Consider the following 23,946-nt stretch of genomic DNA (forward strand, 5'->3'; position numbering starts at 1 on the left):
AATAGGTAGCTCAATACTTGCTGATTTACATTGCCTGTGCTTCTTCCATCGTTCCTTCGCTTCCGAATTCGAAATGAATTAAGCGTGGGAAAGAAAGAAGCAGATTCTCGCCGAACGTATGTTAAAGTATTCGGCCTAGGTGAAACTTGTAGGTTGTGAGGTCAGACGGGGGAATTTATGCGACCTATCCGCAGAACTCGAATGCCCTATTCTGTGGTTGCTGGTTTGATGACAGTATGTATTATATTGTCATCTTGGTCGTTTGCTCTCAGTAATACGGCCAAGGCTACCGACGATATCTCACCAGTCTTGCATCCTAAACAATTCCAGAAAATTGATCCTAAGGATTCTAGAGTTTCCGTAAACAATCAACTCGATTTTCATGCTGCATCTACCTGTACAACATCGTGCACCGTATCGTTCAACCCAAATCAGGCAGATACGCCTCCTCCCGTAAACCAATCCGTTCCTGTTGGTGGTTTTGCTGTCTGGCCAGATGATCCAGTGCGGTCGGGTTACTTTTTTGACGGGTGGTTCAACGGAAGCGCAGCCTATGATTTCAGCCATCCTGTGACGAACAACTTAACCTTAACTGCACACTGGACTAAGGATGAATGGAGCATAAACCCAGACCATGAATCAACCCATGGTGGTCAGCAAGTTACTATCACTCCGATTGCAGAACGAGGTATCAAGCTTATGCAAGTTACCTCGGGTGATGAGTTTACCTTAGTTCTAGGGTCAGATGGCAACGCATACTCATGGGGCAGTAATGAGAATGGACAACTCGGTGACAATACCACGACGAGGAAGATTTGGCCTGTCAAAGTTGTAAAACCCGAGAATTTAGGACACTTCATACAGGTTAGTGGACGAGATGACCATATGATGGCTTTGGATGAGCACGGCGGTCTGTGGGTATGGGGGCAAGGTGCTGCAAATATGCCATCCAAGGTGCCAATGCCTGCGGGTGTCAATCATTTTAAACAGGCTATCGCCAGCAGAGGTCCCCGCCTACTGGCATTGGACGATCAGGGAGTGATATGGGCTTGGGCAAACGGTTCAGCGGCACCTGTGCGGGTGGGCGTATCAGGTAGTGTAGGACACTTTACCCAGGTGAGTGCAGGATACCCTAAAGCAATCGCTATCGACGACCAAGGCGCCATATGGGAATGGGAGTACAACGCCAACACGCCCGTGGCTTCCAAGCGTGGCACTCCTGTTGGTGCCGGTCGGTTCGTTCAGATCAGCGCTGGTTATGGGCATTTTCTAGCCATTGACGATCTGGGGAACACATGGGCATGGGGGAATAACAGCAATGGCGAGCTAGGAGATAATACAACAACTTCTAGAGCTACAGCTGTCAAAGTGAATGTGCCAGCTGAGGCTGGTGCTTTTACACAAATAGTTGCAGATTTCCATCACTCTGTGGCTATCGGTATGGATGGTAATGCTTATAGTTGGGGACGCAACCGAGAAGGGCAAGTGGGTGACGGTACCACTACTGACAAGCTTGTGCCAGTAAAGGTCGTATCGAAGCCTGGGATGGGCCGTTTTATAGCAATAAGTACGGAGTACCACCACTCAGCGGGAATTGATGACCAAGGACATGTTTGGACATGGGGGTTAAACAGCTCGGGTCAATTGGGAACTGGTGATACGGTTGGTCCGCAAAAAGAACCAGTACGAAGTGCTTTTCCGGAGAAGGCTAATCTGAAATCGGTGAAGTTTGATGGAGTATCGGGAACGTCCCTTACGGACAATGGAAATGGCACCTGGACGGTGACCACTCCGGTTCACGCTAATGGTCCTGCTGATGTGACTGTCTCATGGGCATTGAATGATAAAGATCAGCCAGATAAGCATCTGAATTATGTGTATGGTGCCTTTCACACAGTGACTTTTGATAAGGCTGACGGACTGAGTCCTCCTGACCGGCAGCAGGTGTATAAAGGCGGTCGGGCAGTTTGGCCAGCTGACCCAGTGCGGCAAGGATATTCGTTTGACGGTTGGTTCCTTGGAGGTGTGGCCTATGATTTTGCACAACCTGTGCTTGATGATATAACACTGACAGCTCGTTGGACCAAAGAGAGCGCATGGATAATTCGCCCTGACAGAGGACCAACCACTGGCGGTACCACTGTAACTCTCGCTCCGCCAACTTCGAGAGGTGTTACATTTGCTCAGATCAGTGCAGGAAGAAATTCAAATGATGTAAATCTTGATGGACTAGGATCGCATTCCTTAGCAGTCGGCTCAGATGGGAATGTTTACGCTTGGGGACGGAATAACGCTGGGCAATTAGGCGACGGAACGCTCGTCGATAGAAAGTCTCCAATAAAGGTAGATATGCCTGCTGCTGCAGGACATATAGTGCAGGTGGAAACAGGATACAGAAGTTCCGTAGCGATTAATGAAAAAGGCGACATATATGCGTGGGGTTGGATTGGGACCAGCAAAGCTGGTCCCAATAATTCCGTCATTCGTATTAGACCACAAAAATTATCTATGCCTGCAGATGCTGGCAGTTTCACTGATATCAGTGCTGGATTTGGACATGTTCTAGCAGTTGATAATAAAGGTCAAGTATGGTCATGGGGAAGTAATGATAGGGGGCAGCTAGGTAATTCGAGCTATGCTGATTCTCCCACACCAGTTAAGGTTACTGCACCTACTGGTGCTGGTCCTTTTGTTCAAGTGAGTGCAGGGAGTAGTCATTCGGTAGCCCTTGACGACAAGGGACAGTTGTGGGCGTGGGGAAATAATTCATTTGGAGAATTAGCAAAAGGTAATACAACAGGTAGAACAAATAGGCCAGCTATTATCGTTATGCCCGCAGGAGCAGGAAATATTACTCAGATAAGCTCAGGCACTTGGAACACCATGATTCTTGACGACAAGGGCCAAGTGTGGGCATGGGGTAACAACAGCAACGGTCAGATAGGCAATGGAAATACTGCCACGCAAACTAAACCTGTGCAAGTAGCCTTCCCCTCCAATGCAGGTCACATCACTCAGATTAGCTTTGGTGGTTTCCACGCTCTGGCAGCTGATGACAGGGGCCAAGTATGGGCATGGGGTTGGAATTCAGACGGACAGCTGGGCAATGGGAACACTTCCGACCAGTACACGCCAGTTAGAGCGACCATACCGTCAGGCCTAACGAGTCTTGTGAGGATTAGTGCTGGTTACCGCCACTCTTTGGTCGTCGGATCTGACGGTAGCACTTGGGCTTTGGGATACAATGCCCAAGGTCAGTTGGGAGATGGTACTAATACTAATCGAGCTGGCTTTGTGAGGACAGACCCATACGATGTGGTAGTTACCAGCGTTACCTTTGACGGTTTGCAAGGCACACATTTGGGGCAACAGACAGATGGTACCTGGAAAGTGACCACTCCGTCTCATGCCAAGGGTCAAGTGGATGTCAAGATTGTCTGGAACGTGAACGGTGACGCGCAACCAGATGAAACATTGCACTTTACTTACTACCATTCCTATCTCATAACCTACGACAAAGATGATGGACAGAGCACACCTGAGCGGCGGCAAGCAGAAGAAGGTGAGCGGCTTGTTTGGCCTCCTGATCCAGTCCGCAATGGCTATTTGTTTGATGGCTGGTTCGTAGGCGACGCACCTTACGATTTTACTCAGCCTGTCACAGGCGACCTGTCCTTGACGGCCCATTGGACTAAAGCAGATAGACAATGGACCATCGATCCAAGTAGGGGATCAGTTTCAGGCGGAACGGAAGTGACGTTGACACCGCCGGCACCCAGAGGAATTCGTTTCTTTACAGTCGAGGCAGGGAAAACCCACTCTATGGCGCTGGGTTCAGATGGTGGTGTCTATGTGTGGGGTAGTAATGCGAACCATGAGTTAGGAGATGGTACTACCGTAGCAAAAGACAAGCCAGCAAAGCTCAATGTTCCGGGAGTGAAACGGTTTACGCAGATCAGCCCAGGTGATGGCTATTCAACAGCTATTGATAGCCAGGGGCAGCTGTGGGTCTGGGGAGATAACACATTTGGGCAGCTCGGCGATGGCGGAACAAGCAACCGGTCCACTCCTACAAAACTGTCTGTGCCGGCTGTAAGTGAGTTTACTCGTGTGAGCGCTGGTGTTTCTCATTCTTTGGCTATTGATGATCAGGGTCAGTTGTGGGCGTGGGGGAGTAATGCTTCCGGTCAGCTGGGAGACGGTTCGGGTGCTCATCAGCTGGCACCGGTGAAGCTATCTGTACCAGGTGCGGGCCGCTTTGTTAGTATTGCGGCTGGTGTTTCTCATTCTTTGGCTGTCGATGATCAGGGTCAGTTGTGGGCGTGGGGCAGTAATGCTTCCGGTCAGCTGGGAGACGGTAGTACGGGTGACCATGCTGTACCGGTAAAAGTGAGTGCGACCGTTGGTGCTGCTCGATTTACTCGTGTGAGCGCTGGTGTTTCTCATTCTTTGGCTATTGATGATCAGGGTCAGTTGTGGGCGTGGGGGAGTAATGCTTCCGGTCAGCTGGGAGACGGTTCGGGTGCTCATCAGCTGGCACCGGTGAAGCTATCTGTACCAGGTGCGGGTCACTTCACCCAAGTGAGTGCAAAAGGCGATCACTCGTTTACTGTCGATGATCAGGGGCAGTTGTGGGCGTGGGGAGATAACTCTTCAAGCCAGCTAGGTACTGGAGTAGCTGGGAACCAGGGTTCACCTGCAAAGCTATCGGTGCCTGGCGCTGGTCATTTCACACATGTAGGCACAGGACGAGTATTTTCGCTGGCCCTCGACGATAAGGGGCAGATGTGGGCATGGGGAGACAATGCTGCTGGTCAGCTTGGCTCCCATGCAGATCACTCAAGAGAGAATAGTCCCGTGCTTGCTTCTCAAGTGCCACACAATGTAGAAGTTAATGCTGTCACTTTTGATGGTGTGTCTGGCATAAATCTTGTAAAGAATGCGGATGGTACATGGAAAGTAACCACACCAGGGCATTCAGTTGCTTTCGTTCCAGTGAAGATTGCATGGAATCTGAATGGAACGGGTCAACCTGATGATACTGCTAACCAATTTGAATATTACACTAGCCTTCCTTTGACTGGTGGTAAGGGCATTGGTCTGATTCTCATACTCGGTCTGCTGGTGATGGGCAGCGTCGTGGTATATCGAAAAATGAGAGAAGGAACAGAGCCATATTTTATAGCCCGGCACCGCACTGGATGAGATAACGTATACATGTAATGCCCGGCTCTACCAAGAAGAGTCGGGCATTACAATTAGAGCACAGTCGAAGCTACGATGTCTCGATAAACGCCGGCACTTCTTTTGAGGTGCCGGTTGAAACTACCATTTGCACGATCAACTGTGCATAAACCAAAATGAATATCAAATGCACTAATCCATTCAAAATTGTCGAGTAGCGACCAATGGTAGTAACCCATGATCGGTACATCATCGCGCACTAGTTCAACCAGTGGTGGTATGGATTCTTTAAGGAATTGGCAACGAACATCATCGTCTTCTGTGGAAACACCATGTTCGGTTACAACAATAGGTAACCCTGTCTGGCTATGAATGTAAGTGATTGCATTAGCTAACGATTTGGGATGAAGTGCCACCCCTGCCTCGTTGACTGTTTCTCCAGGCTGTGCTGGAATAATGCCATCGTCGGCGAAGACTTCGCGTTCGTAGTTCTGTACGCCGATGAAATCATCGCCTTTTACTGCTTCAACCCAAGGGGCATAGCAGGACTGTCGCTTGGATAAAGCAAGCTGCTTACCTTTTTCTGTTACGTAACTCTCGTCGATGACAGCCAGAGATAGTCCAACAGGAACACCAGGACGAGATGCTCGGACCGCTTGCACGGCTTGTCGGTGTGCTCGAACGAAACCGAGTTCTAAAGAAGTGAGCTCTTCAGGATTGAACACGTTGCCAGCGCGGTATCGTGCTACGCCGGCCTTCTTGCTTGCAGCGTCTAAGCAACTGCGTTGAATCTTAATGACTTCAGCCGGTAAAGTTCCATTGACCAGAATACGTGGCAGGTCTGGTTCATTGAGAGTGATGGCTAGAGCGATACGATCACCTATTCGATCGAGAACCCTTGCACACTCGTCAGCAAACATTGCAGGAGCATCATGGTTGAACCAGCCACTCTTGGCTGCAAACCAGTTTGGAATAGTGAAATGACTCAATGTGATTGCTGGTTCTATGCCTCGCTGTAGACAACCATCGGTCAGACGGTCATAATGGTCTAATGCTGTGTTGTCAATAACACCTTCTTCGGGTTCGATTCGTGCCCATTCCACTGAGAATCGGTAGGAGTTCAATCCCATTTCTTGAACCAGGTCTAAGTCATCTTCCCAGCGTTCCCAACTATTGCAAGCCAGACCAGCTGGCTCTTTAAAAATGCTAGGAGTAACACCCTCCAAGAAAGTAGTGTCGGATGCGGTATCGCCACCATCAATCTGGTGTCCGGCTGTGGAGGTGCCCCACAGAAAATGATCTGGGAAATGTGCTGTCATGATGACTGCTCCTTTATGGTTATTTATTGGTATTGCCACATACTGGTGTTCATTGATGCTGGTTTTCTTTGGAAGAACTCTGGGCTGAAAGAAAGCCTTTAACTGATTCCACAATGTCGTCAGCTTTGGGAACATATCCTTGCTGTGAAGCCACATCAGGTAATGCAGCCAGGTCTGCGTCCAGCCAGGGTTTGGCAGCTTTAGTAAAAGTTACATCTGCCTGGTTGCCTTGATATAAGGGTGATCTAGAAGAAAGGAGGGCCTGCTCAAGAGCTTCCAAATGCTCCTGAGAATCTATCAAATCGCGAATCGATTGGATAGATCCCTGCGGCTTGCAAACTTTGCTTCTGGGCAGTTTCCACGAATGATGCCCGTGGGTATATATTCGGTCTTCCTCTCCTGGCAAGGCTATTTCGGCCTCTATACCGACCGGTAAGTCAAGATTGAGGTCGAAGGAATCATCACCAAGCGTCCAGTCCAAAGCAATCTGTCCATATGGGGTTTTCTGCTTCACGGCAATGTGTGGTAGAGCAGCATCAATTACCGGTGAAATACGAACTTTGCGCCAAGCTGGTTCTTTCATGTGTAAGCCAGCCAAACCGTCTAAGATCCAATGGACAATCGCACCCAAGGCATAATGATTGAAAGAGGTCATCTCTCCTGGGTTAATTGAACCATCGGGCAACATGGAGTCCCAACGCTCCCAAATAGTAGTGGCGCCCATGCTAACTGGATACAACCAACTTGGGCAACGCTTTTGAAGAAGCAAGCGGATTGCCAGGTGTGAGTATCCACTCAGGGTCAAAGCTTCGCATACTAATGGTGTCCCAAGAAAGCCTGTTGCAATACGGAAGCCACTGACTCGAACAATATCAGCTAAACGCTCGGCAGCGCCCTTCTTCTGCTGAGGTGTTTCGAGTAAACCCCAGACCAAAGCCATAGCATATACTGATTCACAATCTGACAGAATATTGCCCATATCAGTAACGTATTCTTGGCGGAAAGCCACAGCAATTTCGTCTGCCAACTGGGCGTACCGGTGTGCATGAGTTTTTTGGTTCAGCACAGCATGAGCTGAAGCGACAAGCCGGGCTGAATGCGCAAAATAAGCAGTTGCAACTACATCGGGATCTGCCTTAGAACCACCGGGATTGTCAGCTGGCGCATCAGGGTCAAGCCAGTCGCCGAATTGAAAACCTCCTCTCCAGAGATGTGAGTGACCACATTGAGCATCTACGCCGTCTATAAACTTATCCATCATTGGCAAAAAACGACGTAGTACTTCAGTGTCACCCGTTGCTTGGTAAACCGCCATTGGGACAAGAACAGCTGCATCGCCCCAACCACAAGTTAGTTTCGGTCCATCTAAGACATCGGGAACCACGACTGGGATTCCTCCATCTGACGACTGGCTATTGGACATATCCACCAACCATGATGAAAGGAAACTTCCCGCATCAAACAAGCTCAGTGCGGTAGGGGCGAACATAGCGATGTCACCAGTCCAACCGAGACGTTCATCACGTTGAGGGCAGTCAGTAGGTACTGTAAGGAAATTATCCATGGTTGACCAACGAGCATTGTGGAAAAGACGGTTCAAGTCGGCTTCAGAGGAAATGAACGAAGCTAAAGGTTCCATTGCTGCCGAAACTAAGCAAGCCTGCAAGTCATCAACTGAAAAATCATCAATACCATCCACTTGGACATATCGGAAACCATGCTGGGTAAACATGGGTTCTATATATTCTTCCTGGTCAGAGAGAATAAATCGATCAGTTGCCTTAGCCTTTCGCAGTGGTCGTGTGCCCAATTCTCCATGTTCCAAGACTTCAGCATGCTTCAACACCACCTCTTGACCGGCGTGGCCTGCATGAATGTGCATTCGGACCCAGCCCGACAGATTCTGTCCAAAGTCCACAATCCGCTTACCTGAAGGAGTAATAATCAGCTTCTGGCCAGGTAGTTGTCTAATGACCTGGGCGGTGGGTGCTTCTTGAGGTCTAATCCGCGCAGAGGGCATGGGGAGAGGAATGACTCCGCCCCTTTTACCATGAGGATTGAGTAAGGGGATGCGCATATCTTGGGTCTGACCGTCGTATGAGTCATTCTCAAGAATGGACGATGGGCGCCAGGTCCAATCCTCGTTGGTAGCTATAGAATGACTGCCGTTTTGGTCCTGCCACCGTACATTGGCAAGAAGCCACAGTTGACTACCGTAAACGTTAGTCCGGCAGTTCCATGTCAGTTGACCCCGATACCAACCGTTACCGAGAACAACAGCCAGCTCATGCTCTCCGGCAGAAAGTAATTCGGTTACGTCATAGGTAAGGGCATTGAACCTTTGCTTGTAGTCAGTCCACCCAGGCGCTAGTTGGTCAGAACCGACGCGTTGTCCATCTATGTATGGAACAAAAATACCGCCAGCTGTTATATCCAGACGTGCTAGATTACATTCCTGCCCTACGGTGAACGTTCTGGACATGATGGGAGCTGGGTTCTCGCGTCCGATAGTTCGGTCAGTAGTTACAGGGGAGCCCTGCCAGTCCTCATTGTGGAGCAAGCCTGTCTCTACACAAGATCGTTGGGACCATGGACTCCAAGCTCCATCAGTGCCAGCAACCCGAATACGAACAGCACGAGCTTCCCGAGACTGCAAAGGCTTGCTTGGCCAGGGGACACAAATCTGATTGGAAGTGTATACGGTGTACCGTTCCGCCGGTTCTGCGTCTTGACTGACCTCAATTTGAACGGTAGTCTGTTTCCAACCTTTTGGAGCTGATGATATTTCCCAGGATAGTGCTGGTCTTGCGCTCGCATATCCCAAAACGCGGTCAGAAACTCGATGTTGGCCGAAACGTACCTTGGAGACAAGTATATCTGTCATGGTTTATTCAACCTTCCTCTATATAGGATCTTACTTGACGCCTTCAATGAGTGGCATGATGATTATGCTTGAAAGGCTGAGCGCGGCGGCGATAAACCAGAGCAGGGTGTAATTGTTGCCATCGGCTGTATTGATGATGAAAGGGGCTACAGCAGGTACCAAAACATTAGCTCCATTGAGTGCAAGTCCAAATACTCCCATATCCTTGCCGGCGTCTTTGCTCTCTGGAAGTACTTCAGCGCAAAGTGCCAAATCTACTGTCAGGTACATGGCCTGTCCGACTGAGAAGATTTCCCAAGCGATGAGGAATTGAGTAAAATTGTGGGAGGTTCCGCCAAGGCAGAGCGCCACGGCCATAATGATAGAAGCTAAAATTATGAACGGCTTCTTCCGTCCGAGACGGTCAGTAAGGATGCCTGAACAAGAGAAGAAAATGACCGAAATAGGGGCTGAACACAAGGTTAGTAAACCTGCTTTACTGCCCACCTGATTGAGAGGAATGTTCAAGCCTGAAATGAGGTAGTACACAAAGTAGGTTTGCATGGAAGCCATGGCTAACCCTACGATGAAACGCGACAACCATGTCCAACCAAAGTTGGGATGCTGGCGTGGATTAACAAAGAATCCTCCAAATAATTGCTTTAAGTTTAGGTCGGGTACTTCATGAGAGTTTTTGACAGGATCCCTGTACAAGAGCAGAAGGGGAATAGAGCTTATCAAACCCAGAACGATTGGAATGGTCATAAGCAAAAGGCCATTATTTACTAAAGCGCCTGTCAGATAGGTGCCTGCAGAGAAGGATAGCGCACCACATAACCCCATTAATCCCATCACAGTGCCTCGGCGGTTTTCAGGGACACCTTCTACCGCGATAACGGAGTATGCGTTAAAACCTGCTTGCATTGCTACTACTGAGATGACATAGAAAATCCCCATTATTAAAGGATTGCTTGATACTCCAACTACCGCAGCAGAAATGAGTGAGACTACAAGGCAGCCAACAATCCAAGGGCGACGACGGCCGAATCTGCTAGTGGTTCTGTCAGAGAGTCCTCCGGCTAATGGGATGAAAAAGAGCATTAAGAGTGAGCTTACTGATGTGATTTGGCTGTATATGGTGTCTTTCCGGGTAGGCAGAGCAGCTGCAATGCGAAGAGAGAGTGCTGTTCCAAGACTCATGCACATAATGTACAGTCCGACAGCTGCAATCAGGATTAGGGCAATAGTTTTTCCCGGCTTTGGATATTCCGGAGGAAGGTAATTTGGATCATGTTCTGTTTGGGCGCAGGCTTTGAGATCTGGCGTCTCTCGTTCAATCACTTCAAGCCCTCCTTTGGACTATGATTTGATTCTTCTTCATATTCTGGCGCAGTAACTGGATAACGTCCTCTCGAACATCTTTGTGCTGGCAGTGAGGCGCGAATGTTGCCCAACCTGCCGTGAATGCTTCCTCTGCGCAACTGTGGTATCTGTCTTTTTACACGTTCACTGGCGCCAATGAGAACTCAGTTTCCACTCAATGGAAATGTCTTGTTTTCGTTGTTGAGTCAGTACTTATAGTCTCTTATAAAGGAAGGGGAGCGTATGTAGCTATGGCAGCAACTCAAGAATCTGGAAGGGCATCACGAAGTGGCGTATTAGATCGGGCTTTTGCAATTCTCAGCTGCTTCACCTCGGAAGAGCCTGCACTCACGTTGACTCAAATTTCCTGTCGGACTCATTTGCCTGCTAGTACTACGAGCAGGCTTCTCAAAGAATTGACCTTCCATCGAGCTCTCATTAAGGATGAAAGAACTGGATTGTACTCTATTGGTTTTCGACTTATGGAGATTGCTCAGTATGCTCAACCTATGCTCTCCATCAGAGAGTTAGCTTCACCGGTACTTGACAGCTTAGCCAGAGCGACAGAAGAGCACATACAATTGGGAGCGCTCGATGGAGAGGAAATGGTCGTCCTTGATAGGCGGGAAGGAAAACACAAAATTCCTGTGTACTACCACATTGGTGATCGTCTGCCCTTAGTTCCCACGGCAGCAGGTAGAACGCTTTTGGCATATGCGGTTCCTGAGACCATTGATGCCGTTCTCGCTGGTAACCAGTTCGTGTGGCCGACCTGGGAGATACCAAGACCTTCATCAGATGAAATTCGTACGGATTTAGAACGCATCCGCCAGCAGCAGGTTACGATTATTGAGAACGCGCATGCATCTATACACTCGATTGCTTCCCCTATTTTCGGGCAGACAGGTGCAGTCATTGCTGCAATCAGTATCGTAGTAGGTGCTGATCGATATCACTTAGCAAAATATGTTCCAATCATTAAAGCCGCAGCAAAGGCAATTGCACGCCGTATTAAAAATCCAAAGCTGCCGAGAGTGCTGCCACCGTGGGAAGCAGGTAATGAGTGAAGAGTCTTGCAGTAAGTAACGATCTTTGTGGTTCATTTGAGAGTATGTCACGGTCTCGGTGCAGTTTTCGTATAATGCCTGCAAAGGGGGAACGAGTTGAGTAGGTTGCGGTGTGCTTGTTATCTGCTCAACTGAAGTTCCCTATCTAACCATGGTGCCGGTGAGGTATGGCAGAGTGTATGAACTTGGTCTATCAGCAAACACAAAGTCGTTGGTGGTTATTGTTGGAGTAAAGACAGGAAGCAGTAGCGCTATAACAACAACTGCAATTTCTACTAAATGCCATAATTTGAAATTTACTGAGATAGTGATGAGTACACAGTTTGCGTAATGCAGGTCCTTTTGGTGGAAGTTGTTCAATAGGTTCCTTCAAAGTCTGAGAAAAGGAAGGAACCTATTCGTCTCTACACAAGCCTACCGGTGTTTGGGCGTATGTAAGCCCTTGCGATTGGTGGATAACCAATTAATACACATGGTTGCTGCAAGAGTAAAAAGAGTACCTCCAGTGATACGTGCAAGAGGTAAGGTTCCTGCGGCCGGGAGCTGTAAAATACTGTAGTAGGTGTAGCGCAAAATGCAGTCGTTTTGAACTGTGCCGCCAAGGGTCCAATGGACATGGACGTCTACTGCGCCCATACGATGCTTGGGAACGGTTACTTCCCAACCGTTTCTGCCTTCACTCCAGTGGAAAGCAGGACTGTCGGTTGTATCAAATGTAATGCCAGTTACTTTGACAGGTCGTTTAGAGAATCCGACTTCTACTGGAGTTATTTGGATGTTGTTATCGCCGTTGCCAAGCTCATTCTTATCGTTGTCGCCCCAGGAGTATATTTTTCCATTACTTCCTAATGCTAGTGAGTGCGTATAACCGGAGCTGGCATAGGTAAAGTGTTCTCCTACAGGCAATTCACCTTGCTTAACTTCTGTTGGGGCAGATTGGTCAATAGTCGATCCAATACCAAGTGCACCTTTACTGTTGTTTCCCCAAGCGTAGGTCTTTCCGTTGCTTGCAACCGCTAGTGAGTGCGTGTAGCCTGCGCTGATTTGAGAGAAGTGTTCGTTGGCAGGCAGATCTCCTCGGTTTAGTTCTTCTGGTTGGGGTAAATAGATTCCGTTGGATTGACCGTTGCCGAGACCTCCCCAAGCATATGCTTTACCGTTGCTGGCTATAGCAAGTGATTGCCCTGAGCCGGCACTAATTTGAGTAAAGTGTTCTCCTACTGGAATCGCTCCTTGGGCTACTTCTATGGGTTGTGAGACATACGGAGCCCTGTTGCCGTCCCCGGCTTGCCCGCTGCCATTACTGCCCCAGGAATATGCTTTACCGTTACTTGCCAAGGCTAGAGTATGCCAGTATCCAGCGCTAACCTGGGTAAAGTGTTCTCCTGCTGGTAAGGCTCCTTGAGCCACTTCTACGGGTGTTGTTTGGTAACTACCTACTCCAGAGTTTCCGTTGCCGAGCTGTCCGTACTCGTTCCAACCCCATGTGTAAGCCTTGCCATTGCTGGCAAGCGCTATGGTGCGATCGTTGTTTACGCTGATTTGAATATAACGTTCACCCGCAGGCAGAGCACCTTGTTTGACCTCAACTGGAGTTGTTGCATCAGTTGTGTTGCCATTTCCGAGTTCACCCCATTGGTTCCGCCCCCAAGCGTATATCTTTCCGTTTGTGGCGAGAGCTGCTGAATGCTCGTAACCCGGACTGATTTGCAGGAAGTGCTCACCTGCTGGCAGCTCGCCTCGTTCTACTTCTACGGGTGTGGTTGTGCTGGTTGTGTTTCCTGTTCCGAGTTGACCGAAGTTATTGTCTCCCCAAGCATAGATCTTTCCGTTACTTCCAGAGGCCAGTGAAACGCGTTCTCCCGCAACTACCTGGGTATAAGTTATACCTTTAGGACTTTGTAATCCGGTCAGGAGAGTTGTATTGCCACCTGTAGTAGGTCCTTGAGTAGGTTTAAGTTCGCAGTTACACGTCTCCCATCTTGCTGTGAGAGTCATATCTTGCGTGACTATCTGGTTGAAGTCCCAAGCTTTTCCGTCGGCAGTAAACCAACCGTCGAAAATGTATCCGGCGCGAACAGGATCAGCTGGCCATCTCACTGGAGACCCATGAGGTACCCTAACTTTGGTAACCGGGCTGGAACCATCTGCTTTGTCGAATGTCACTATATGACCGTCAAAATCATAGGTGTACGTTAAGTGTGCATCAGGTTGAGGTACACCGCTCACTTTCCAAGCAATTCGTGCATCTACTGGACCCTCAGCATGGGGAGGAGTAATCACCTTCCATGTACCATCACCATTTCTATCCAACCCAGTGCCTGGCTTGCCATCGAAAGTGACTTCGGTGGGAATCGTATCAGGAAATTGCAATCGAACAGGTATCGAGCGATTGATTGTAGTAGCATCTCCTAGTTGGCCTTTTTTGTTGGACCCCCACGTCCACATCCGACCTTTGTCATCAAAAGCAAATGAGTGGAAATATCCGAGATTAATCTTGGTAAAATGGGTTATTCCAGCAGGCATAATCACTTTAACCGGCGTGAGACTTTTTATAGTAGAACCAGAATTGTTATTTTGGCAAGCAGTGTTACCATCTCCCAGCTGACATGCCCTATTATCTCCCCAAGTCCATACCTGGCCTTGATCATCGAGAGCTGCTGAGTAGTTACCCCCTGGTTCAACAGTTACGAATCTGGAAACTCCGGCTGGCAATGAAATCTTGATAGGGATAGGCCTGTCCATCATGGTGCCATCGCCTAACGCCCCTAAGTAATTAGAACCCCAAGCCCACCATTGACCATTGGTGTCTAGAGCAAAAGTATTACCATAACCTGGATTGATCTGAGTGTAATGTGATACACCGGCAGGCATCGTTAGCTTCGTGGGTTGAAGTATGCCCTCCTGGCTATCACTGCTGATCTGGTTGTTGTCATTGAGTCCCCAGGCCCACCACTGGTTCTGATCATCAAGAGCAAACGTATGCCAGCCCCTTGTGGTTACTCTGATGAAACGGTTCACGCCGTCGGGCATATTTGCCTTTGTTGGCGTAGACCTGCTGATTGTAGTGCCATCTCCTATTTCTCCATGTAAGTTGTATCCCCATCCCCACAACTTTCCTTGGTCGTCAATTGCCACTGTATGCCAGTAGCCGGCACTGACTTGAGAAAAATGGGTGCCAGCAGGTACTACTACTTTTTTGGGCTCGAACTCACCGTAAACGGGAGGTGGAGTAGTGATACCGTCACCTAATTGTCCATATTCGTTTTCACCCCATGCCCAAGTGTCACCATGATCATCAATAGCTAAGGAATGCCATCCACCGGCACTAATCTGTTTAAAACGGTTCACTCCTGCCGGTTTGGGCACTATCACAGCTGTTTCGCGATCGATATCGGTTCCATCACCCAACATGCCAGCATCATTGCGTCCCCATGTATATACTTCACCATCAGAACCCATAGCGATAGATGATTGATACTCTCCATAGATTTGAGAGAAGCGTATACCTCTTGCGGGAGGTGGGGAGAGTTTGAGTTGCGTACCACCTGAGGTTGGCCCGTGATCAGGACTCATTTCCCACGTGCTATTGGCCTTGGACCAGTGGGCTGTCAAGCTTAAATCAGTAGTAACAGGCTGATCAAAGTCATAAGCAACTTCTCCAACAAACCATCCGTCAAACAGATACCCATTGCGTACGGGTTGAGTGGGCCACTCTACCCGGTAGCCGTCGCTAACCACCTTTATCTCAGGTGAACTAACACCATCTGCCTTATCGAAGGTAACAGTATGTGACACATTTGCGTGCGGCAGAGCCTCATTTGCCTGATAGACGCGAGTTGTGTTTGACGCTGGCGTTACTTTTTGGGTTTGTGATAAATTCACATTGACCGGGATTGATGACTTACTATCAGGTTTATCTTTCGGAACTGGCATGGTAATAGCGGATGGTTGCTCAGCAGCGACGGATGATTGAGCATGAACCAGGAAGCCTGTTGAACAAGCAACAAAAATCGTTGCCATAACGATGAATGACCAAATTTTGTGTGTCGGATGCATATAAACAATCCTCTTCCCAAGTTACACATGGTCTTATCATTCAAAAAAGCTTCCACCTGCTCCCCTGCGCAGTGGAATGCGACGCATGTATTTAAATGGTCCCCCAATAACCCTCACTAGTCACTTTGCCTTATCCGTAGATGCAGGACGAAGCAGAAGAAAACCACAACGTCGTACATTAACCATCAATGTGCGGCAAAGAGTGAGAGCACCCAGTTGATATAATATACACTTTTGTCCAATTTTGCCACAAGTACGCTCTGCTAACTTACAGGCGTGCAATCACGAGATAGCGCTCTAAAACAACAGTTTATATACTTGGCTGCCGTGACCACTCTTGTAGGGAAAGGGGTCCTAGCTGAATATATCTCTAGCTACACTACTTGCATTTCTAAGAGCCGTCGCAAAAAAAGATCGGTTGATGCCTTATCGTCCTCAAAAAAGCACAGCTTATACTGATTGAGTATCAGTAAATCGGTATCATTCTTCTGGAATGAGGTCTGCTATGGCTGGAATACAAGAGGTAGCTAAGCGTGCTGGTGTCGCAATGAGCACAGTTTCCTATGTTATGTCTGGCAAACGCTCGGTCAGTGGTGAAACCAAGCTCCGCGTCTTGCAAGCCGCACGAGAATTGGGATACTACCCCAATGCTAAAGCCAAAATACTACGGGCGACGGGTGACGTTAACATCTTGGCGCTCAGCTCTCCGATGCATGCATGGACCTACTATACAAATTACGCAGCTTTTTTCTTCGGAGTTGCCAATCGCGCTCGCCAGCATGGGTATGAAGTTCTGTTGCTTATGGACGAGGATGGTACTGATGAACTTCAAAGAATCAGTGATAGCGGACTAGTTGATGGTGCTGTGTTGCTTGATGTTGCCGTCAACGATTCACGTGTTGAGATGGCTAAGACAACTCTGGTTCCTATGGTTTCTATCGGTATTAGCAGTGACCATAGCAGTGTAATCTCGGTAGATCTTGATTTTGAACAGATGGCTAAAATGGCGGTGAATCGTGCTTTGATCTTAGGCCACAAGCATATTTTGATGGTGGGGAGTGGGTTAAGTTCTTACGAGAATGGCTCTAACTTTTTGATTAGGACTCGAGATTCCGTGAAGCACTATGCTGCTTGCTCTGGTATGCAGGTCTCCTTCTATACAGCTGAATCCAGTGGCAGGCAGTGGGCTGAAGGTTTACTAGATAGGGCATTTGAATCAGATCCAGACATTAGTGCCTTGTTTGCTCAGTGCGGTCTGGAACAATTGGAGTCTCTCCTGAGTGCATGTCAGGCAAGAGGTCTTCGTGTTCCATATGACCTATCTGTACTTGCCTTGGGGACGCTGGGGAACGCGGCAAATATGACAATTCCTATTGATGAGATTCCCATGCTTCCTTTTGCTGTTGGTGGGCGAGCGGTAGAAATCCTACTTGATATGCTGGCAGGTAAGTGTAAAGACGTAGGTACTGTCGAAACGATCCCTTCGAAATATCTTAAACGGGGTTCGATGGTACCGTTCGTTGGGAAAAAGTAGCATTCTAACCTTGCATGGTTTGTCTCACCAGAACAGACTGTCGAAATCTATCGAAATAATTCGTGCTCACTTAGTCAAATCAATAAACTTGATGAGGAGCGGTCATTGAAGATGACTGCTGGTAGGCAATGTCGCTTATTGGAAGGAAATGCAATGAAGTCAGCGAAACGCATGGTTGCGGCTGCTGTATCCTTGGCAACATCAGTGGGTGTTCTGGGTTTGGCCGCCTGCGGTTCGGGCAATGATGCCCAAGAGAAAAATCCGAGCATGATTAAAATCTGGGATTATGAAGAGCAGACGGGAGCTCAGGGCAAAGCATGGGCTCAAGCCATAAAGATTTTCGAGAAAAAAACTGGTGTCAAAGTCAAATTTGAGAAAAAGTCCTTTGAGCAAATTCGTCAAAATGCTTCGCAAATTCTTAACTCAGAAGAGGCACCAGATGTGATGGAATATAACAAAGGCAACGCCACAGCTGGACTGTTAGCCAGCCAAGGGCTCCTTGCAAATCTCAATGATTATGTTTCTCAGTATCACTGGGATACAAAGATTCAAGGTGCCTTGGCTGATACTGGAAAGTATAACGACAAGGGAATCATGGGGTCCGGTGATTGGTATGGCATCACTAACTATGGCGAAGATGTCATGATGTACTACAACAAGAACATGTTCGATAAGTATGGTATTGCTATTCCGAACACCCTGCCGGAGCTTGAAGCTGCCATGCAAAAGTTTGTTGATAATGGTGTGACGCCGTTGTCTGAAGGTGTTGCTGAATATCCTCTGCAGCACCTGTGGTGGCAGTTGGTTTTACAGAAGGCTAATGAAAAGTTTATTCAGGCATATGAAATGTATGACGGTAATGTTGACTGGCAAGGTGAGGCTACAACCTACGCCACGCAAACTATCCAAGATTGGGTTAAGAAGGGTTTCATCTCTAAGGATTGCACGGGGAGCAAAGCAGAAGATGCTGGTCAGGCTTTTGAAAACGGTACCCACCCTATCTTCTTCTCGGGTACCTGGTGGTTCGGTCGTTTCCAAAATGATATTTCAACCTTCAATTGGACTACAGCCTTGTTCCCTGAAGCTAAAAAGGTTGTAGGATCGTCGGGGAACATTTGGGTTATTCCTGAAAAGTCAAAGAAAAAGGATTTGGCTGCCCAATTCATCGATATTACCCTGAGTAAGGAAGTGCAGAATCTTATGGGTAATTCCGGTGGTCTCCCCATTGCGGCCGATCCTTCGGCTATTACTGATCCGAAGACGAAGGAACTCATCAGTTCCTATAACACTGTGCTCAAGAAGAACCAGCTTGGTTTCTATCCTGATTGGCCGACCTCAACTTTCTACGACGAGCTCAATGCCTCACTTCAAGAGTTGGTAAATGGTACAGCTGATCCAAAGACAGCTCTCAACCAGATGAAAACGAATTATGACAAAGGTGTAGAAGCTGCTGGCGTAAAACACAAAGAAGCTAACTGAATGTCGTTTGAGCTCCCTAACTGAGGCAGGGTGAACCGGGCATCCTGCCTTGCTTTTACACATCTGTTGTACCTCTTTGTAGGTATGAGTTATGCAATTAACAGTGCAAATAGGAGGTGAGGCTTCAATGGTGAGGCTTCGTTCTAGAGAAGAATCACGTATACCGGGTAGTCCCTCGAGTCGTTTCTGGCCCTATCTCATTCCTGGTTTTCTGATGCTTCTATGGATCATCATTATCCCAGCGGTATGGAATATATACCTGAGTTTTACCTCCTATAGGGGGATAAAACCACCACGATGGGTTGGTTTAGAAAACTGGGAACGTCTTATGAAAGATGCTACCTTCTGGGTATCTTTCCGTAATTCGATCTGGATGATCGTTGCAATGGTTGTTATACCAATCCTGCTTGGGTTATTGCTGTCTTCATTAATCTTCGATGTGGTTCAGAAGAAATTTGGAGCTGCTACCGCCTCAACTATGAGGGCTGTCTATTACTTCCCTCAGCTGCTTCCCATATCTATTGCCTCGTTGGTAATGGGCTGGATATTTCGTCCAGAAAATGGAGCACTGAATGCGCTGCTCAAAGCGGTTGGATTAGGCAAGCTTCAGCATAACTGGTTGGGGGCGCCAGATACGGCCTTGGTTTTTCTGATGATCATTATGATTTGGATTCAGTTGGGCTACCCCTTAGTTATTTTTATGTCCGGTCTTCAACGGGTCGATCCTGAGCTGTATGAGGCAGCTAGTCTTGACGGCGCTAACTGGTGGCAGAGGTTCCTTGTCATAACGCTTCCTGCTATTAAACCAGAAATATTTGTAGTGGCCTTGACTTGCACGATTGCGGCTCTGAAAGTTTTTGGACCGGTATACATGCTTACTAAAGGCGGGCCAGGAACCTCCACCATCGTTCCTTCGTATTACTCGTATACGCAATTTTTCCAAACGCAGCAAGTTGGGTACGGAGCTGCAATCGCTACAGCCTTAACTTTGGTGGTCATTGTGGTGTCGATTGTTTTTACCAGTGTCCAGCAGAAGGTTGAGCGGGAGGATGAGGAGTAACCATGAGTAGTTCAAGTATGCGGGTACAAGCTAGGAGAAGTAATGCTGGTGAGAGGGCTATTTTCCATGCCAAGAAAAATCGTTCCATAGGAGATTGGGCTATTTTGGTCCTACTCTGTGTGGGCGGATTACTCATGCTCTTCCCCTTTATCGTTCTGTTACTCAATGCCTTTAAGACTGCTGCCGATTACCAATCGTCAGGACCTTTACGTTTGCCTCATGCCTTGAGCACAGCGGGATTGATGAAGTTTTGGAGTCGGGTGAATTTTCCTCAGAAGGTTTGGAATAGTGTTTGGATTTCTGCTCTGGTGGCAATCTTTGGTGTTGTGCTGTCAATGTTCAATTCATTTGCCTTAGGTATTGGCCGTGTGCGAGGCCGCCGTTGGATCATACTGTTGATAATGCTGGCTAACATGATGCCGCAGGAAGCCTTGTTGTACCCCCTCTACATCATGTTTAAGGGCATAAACCTCTATAACTCCCCATGGGCCATTGTTATTATCTTTACGGTTATTCAAAGTGCTTTTGGTACGTACTTGCTTTCATCGGTGTATGGTACGTTTCCTAAAGCAATTCTCGAAGCGGCAGCCATAGACGGTGCTTCTCGCTGGAGAATATTCAAAGATATTGTTTTCCCTATATCTCGACCAACTTTAAGTGTTATGTTGGTGTTCTTCTTTATCTGGACATGGAACGAATATATGATTCCCATGGCATTTTTGGTTGACAATGCTACCCAGACTGTACCGATTGCAATAAGTTCTCTTTCTGGTGACAGGCTCATGGATGTGACAACAACTGCTGCGGCGTCTCTCATCAGTCTGGTTCCTACCATTATTTTCTATCTGATATTCCAGCGGACCTTATCTCGCGGAATTACCACAGGAGCAGTGAAGTAAATGAAGTTTACGAATGGATACTGGTTAACCCGTCCCGGTGTTACTGCCCTCTACGCTCGGCAGGTATATGAGCTGAGAAGTCACAGCAACGGCAAAGGTTTTAACATTTTTGCGCCAGCTGGTCGGCTGAACTCACGTAAAGATACGCTCAATCTCCCTGCCTTTGATGTGGATGTTACTGCTCCTGCTGAAGGTGTCATTCGGGTGCGCAGTAGCCATTGGGATGGTGGTGCTGAAACCCCAGGTTTTCCTGTCAATGTAGATGAACAAGATGAATGTGGGTATGTCCGTCTTTGTGAGCAAGGCAATGCAGATGGTGAAGTAGGTGAAGAAGGTGCCAGTATTTCTTTATCTTCAGGGCCGCTCTGCGCCCGGGTGGTCAAGGGATCGCCCTGGAATTTAACATTGAGCGCTGGTGGTCGCGTATTAACTAAGTCAGAAGGTAAGGCACTAGCTCATTTTGCGCTTGAGCCAAATGCCGCAGTAAGTGCCAGTCCAGTTGGTGAATTTGGCGTTTCTTCAGATGGATCGGCATATGACGAATCAACAGTTTTCAGTGCTTGTAAACTATCGCTGGGAGTTGGTGAGCAGGTCTTTGGCTTCGGCGAGCGGTTTGGGGCCTATGTAAAAAATGGGCAAACTATCGATATTTGGAATGAGGACGGTGGTACGGCCAGCGAGCAAGGATATAAGGATATTCCTTTTTACATGACATCTCAAGGGTACGGTGTTCTGGTCAATAATCGAGGTCATGTTTCGTTTGAAGTTGGTAGTGAGGACACTGAGGCTGTTCAGTTCTCGGTACCAGGTGAGCATCTCGATTTCTTTATTATTTATGGTCCAACGCCGAAAGAGATTCTACGGCGGTACACGGCCTTGGTTGGTCGACCAGCTCAGGTTCCTGCATGGAGTTACGGCCTGTGGCTTACAACTTCTTTTACGACTCACTATGATGAAGAAACTATTAACTCCTTCATAGATGGCATGGCTGACAGAGATATTCCTCTCAGTGTCTTTCACTATGACTGTTATTGGATGCGAGAATTTCAGTGGTGCGATTTTGAATGGGACAAGCGCTTCTTTAACGATATTGAATCGACCCTAGGCCGGCTTCACAACGATAGGGGGCTCCATATTAGTGCGTGGATTAACCCTTACGTGGCGCAGCGCACTGCTATGTTCAAAGATGGTAAAGATAAGGGATACCTGGTTAAGAAAACCAATGGTGATGTATGGCAGACAGACCTTTGGCAAGCGGGTATGGGCTTGGTTGATTTTACTAATCCCCAGGCTCGGCAGTGGTTTAAGCATAAGGTCAAAACTTTACTTTCACAGGGTGTTGATGCTATAAAAACCGATTTTGGTGAGCGTATTCCGCGCGATGTGGTCTGGTTTGATGGCTCGGAAAGGCTATCAATGCATAACTGGTATACCCAGTTGTATAACCAATGTGTGTTTGAAGCTGTCGAAGAGGTCAAGGGCAAGGGGGAGGCCATACTGTATGCGCGATCGGCAACAGTCGGCGGTCAGCAGCAGCCCTGTCACTGGGGAGGAGATTGCGAATCTACCTTCAACGGTATGGCACAGACCTTAAGGGCTGGATTGTCGTTGTTGACTTCAGGCTTTGGTTTCTGGAGTCATGATATCGGTGGTTTCGAAGGAGCTAGCCCAGATTCTGCTGTGTATAAACGCTGGGTTGCTTTTGGGTTACTGAGCTCTCATTCTCGCATGCACGGCTCTACTGTGTATCGGGTTCCTTGGCTCTTTGATGAGGTTGACGTGCAGCAGGGCAAAAGAATAGCTCCTGGTCAGAGTGCTGTGGAAGTGGCTCGTAAATTCACCTTACTTAAATTGTCTCTCATGCCTTATATCTATCAGCTAGGATTGCTGGCACATGAAACAGGCACACCACTCATGCGTTCTATGTTTCTGGAGTTCCCAGACGATCCTATAGCCCGTACGCTTGACCGCCAGTATATGTTTGGTCCTAGCTTATTAGTTGCGCCAGTCTTTACATACAGTGGCGAGGTTGAGTATTACCTGCCTGCCGGTTGCTGGACGAATTGGTTTACTGGCGAGCAGGTGGATAGTAACCATGGTCTCTGGCGCCGTGAAGTCCATAACTTTGACTCAATACCCTTGTGGATTCGAGATGGAAGCATAGTAGTCACAAATCCTGCTGCTAAGAGCCCTGAGGGTGAATATGGGCACAGTGCTGAGGTCCATGTCTTCCTGAATAACGTTGAGCAGACAGAGGTTGTTGTTAGTGAAATTGATGGCACATCTTGTCGTTTTCGCGCATATAAAAAGAATGGTGGAATTGAAGTAATAGCATCTGATGGTAGAGATTTTGTTGCGGTGGCTGCTGGGGGAAGCAAAGTTATGTCGCGACGGGGCAGGGCAGTACTTGAGGGTTAATGAGCAACAGCTTCTAGCGTCTTGGTAGTATCAGTGCAGTGGATGGGACAAGTATTAGTCTATATCTGCGTCCTCAATGATAAGGGTGTCAACAAGACCAGATACAACAAGCGAGGAGGCTGCGATGGTGGCGGGCGGATACTCAGAAGCTAGCAAAAAGCACAGTATAGGGTTGCCTGCATTGGCTTTTTATGCCATCCTCATGGTTGTGATTGGGGGCTTAGTGGCTGGCGGATGGCACTTTATTCGACAGCGTCAATTTGCTCAGGCGAAGGTTATCTGCGAAACAGTGAGTGGCGATTATAGGCGCGATATTGATAACTTCCGCAAGCTGGTCAAGAGTGCAGAGCCGGAGGCTGCTTTAACGAAGCAGGATGTTGATGATATTTCTTCACTTGAGGCACTTTCGTTGGCCATGAAAGTCAACATTGAGCAGCCTGCACCCTGCTCTTCAGTTGCAACCTTGGATGATATGGAACGGTTGGTGCAACAGTATCAGCAGGTAGACGAGAAGATTAACGCTAATGGAAGAATTGTTGCAGAGTCTTCTGATGCGGTGAAACGGTCGAAGGCAGCTGTGGATGGCAAACGTAAGAAAGCCTTGCATGTGCAAGCACATTCCTACGAATTTGACCTGCCAGAGTATTAGTTTGATCGGGTTGCCTCGATTGCGGTTCAGTTACTGTTGCGTCGAAGCAATAT

General features: G+C 48.0%; 12 protein-coding genes. 8 read left to right on the plus strand and 4 right to left on the minus strand.

Going from position 1 to position 23,946, the window contains the following annotated elements:
* The first annotated feature begins 228 nt into the window (after positions 1-228).
* Entirely contained in the window at positions 229-5,205 is a 4,977-nt protein-coding gene (locus BOCO_RS05245; protein ID WP_158520419.1) for an RCC1 domain-containing protein, read from the plus strand.
* Between the two features lie 53 nt (positions 5,206-5,258).
* On the opposite strand, the gene BOCO_RS05250 is transcribed toward BOCO_RS05245, so the two are convergent.
* Genes BOCO_RS05250 through BOCO_RS05260 form a run of 3 tightly spaced genes read right to left on the minus strand, consistent with a single transcriptional unit; the run spans position 5,259 to position 10,707 of the window.
* Positions 5,259-6,503 (minus strand): glycoside hydrolase family 1 protein, encoded by a 1,245-nt coding sequence (locus tag BOCO_RS05250; protein WP_158520420.1) that lies wholly within the window; start codon positions 6,501-6,503, stop codon positions 5,259-5,261.
* 49 nt (positions 6,504-6,552) lie between these two features.
* On the minus strand, positions 6,553-9,387 hold the full coding sequence (locus BOCO_RS05255; protein WP_094723052.1) for an alpha-L-rhamnosidase: 2,835 nt from the start codon (positions 9,385-9,387) through the stop codon (positions 6,553-6,555).
* A gap of 30 nt (positions 9,388-9,417) precedes the next feature.
* On the minus strand, positions 9,418-10,707 hold the full coding sequence (locus BOCO_RS05260; protein ID WP_094723053.1) for an MFS transporter: 1,290 nt from the start codon (positions 10,705-10,707) through the stop codon (positions 9,418-9,420).
* A 272-nt stretch (positions 10,708-10,979) separates the two neighbouring features.
* Here BOCO_RS05260 and BOCO_RS05265 point away from each other — a divergent pair, with 272 nt between their 5' ends.
* Positions 10,980-11,795 carry an IclR family transcriptional regulator gene (locus BOCO_RS05265; RefSeq protein WP_094723054.1) on the plus strand — a complete coding sequence of 272 codons (816 nt, stop codon included), beginning with the start codon at positions 10,980-10,982 and terminating at the stop codon, positions 11,793-11,795.
* A gap of 414 nt (positions 11,796-12,209) precedes the next feature.
* On the opposite strand, the gene BOCO_RS05270 is transcribed toward BOCO_RS05265, so the two are convergent.
* Positions 12,210-15,854, minus strand: coding sequence for an RCC1 domain-containing protein (locus BOCO_RS05270; RefSeq protein WP_094723055.1), 3,645 nt, complete (start codon positions 15,852-15,854; stop codon positions 12,210-12,212).
* Positions 15,855-16,359: 505 nt separating this feature from the next.
* Here BOCO_RS05270 and BOCO_RS05275 point away from each other — a divergent pair.
* The 6 genes from BOCO_RS05275 (at position 16,360) to BOCO_RS05300 (ending at position 23,893) form a co-directional block, all read left to right on the plus strand.
* Positions 16,360-17,388, plus strand: a complete 1,029-nt coding sequence (locus BOCO_RS05275) for a LacI family DNA-binding transcriptional regulator (protein WP_094723056.1) — start codon at positions 16,360-16,362, stop codon at positions 17,386-17,388.
* 153 nt (positions 17,389-17,541) lie between these two features.
* Positions 17,542-18,867 (plus strand): ABC transporter substrate-binding protein, encoded by a 1,326-nt coding sequence (locus BOCO_RS05280; RefSeq protein ID WP_094723057.1) that lies wholly within the window; start codon positions 17,542-17,544, stop codon positions 18,865-18,867.
* A gap of 127 nt (positions 18,868-18,994) precedes the next feature.
* Positions 18,995-19,927: a carbohydrate ABC transporter permease gene (locus tag BOCO_RS05285; RefSeq protein ID WP_211278693.1), complete on the plus strand. Its 933-nt coding sequence runs from the start codon at positions 18,995-18,997 to the stop codon at positions 19,925-19,927.
* Positions 19,928-19,944: 17 nt separating this feature from the next.
* Positions 19,945-20,826, plus strand: coding sequence for a carbohydrate ABC transporter permease (locus BOCO_RS05290; RefSeq protein ID WP_094723118.1), 882 nt, complete (start codon positions 19,945-19,947; stop codon positions 20,824-20,826).
* Positions 20,827-23,244, plus strand: coding sequence for an alpha-xylosidase (gene yicI, locus BOCO_RS05295; RefSeq protein WP_094723059.1), 2,418 nt, complete (start codon positions 20,827-20,829; stop codon positions 23,242-23,244).
* 124 nt (positions 23,245-23,368) lie between these two features.
* Positions 23,369-23,893 (plus strand): hypothetical protein, encoded by a 525-nt coding sequence (locus BOCO_RS05300; protein ID WP_094723060.1) that lies wholly within the window; start codon positions 23,369-23,371, stop codon positions 23,891-23,893.
* The last annotated feature ends 53 nt before the right edge of the window (positions 23,894-23,946 follow it).

The organism is Bombiscardovia coagulans (genome assembly GCF_002259585.1).
Taxonomy (GTDB): Bacteria; Actinomycetota; Actinomycetes; order Actinomycetales; family Bifidobacteriaceae; genus Bombiscardovia; species Bombiscardovia coagulans.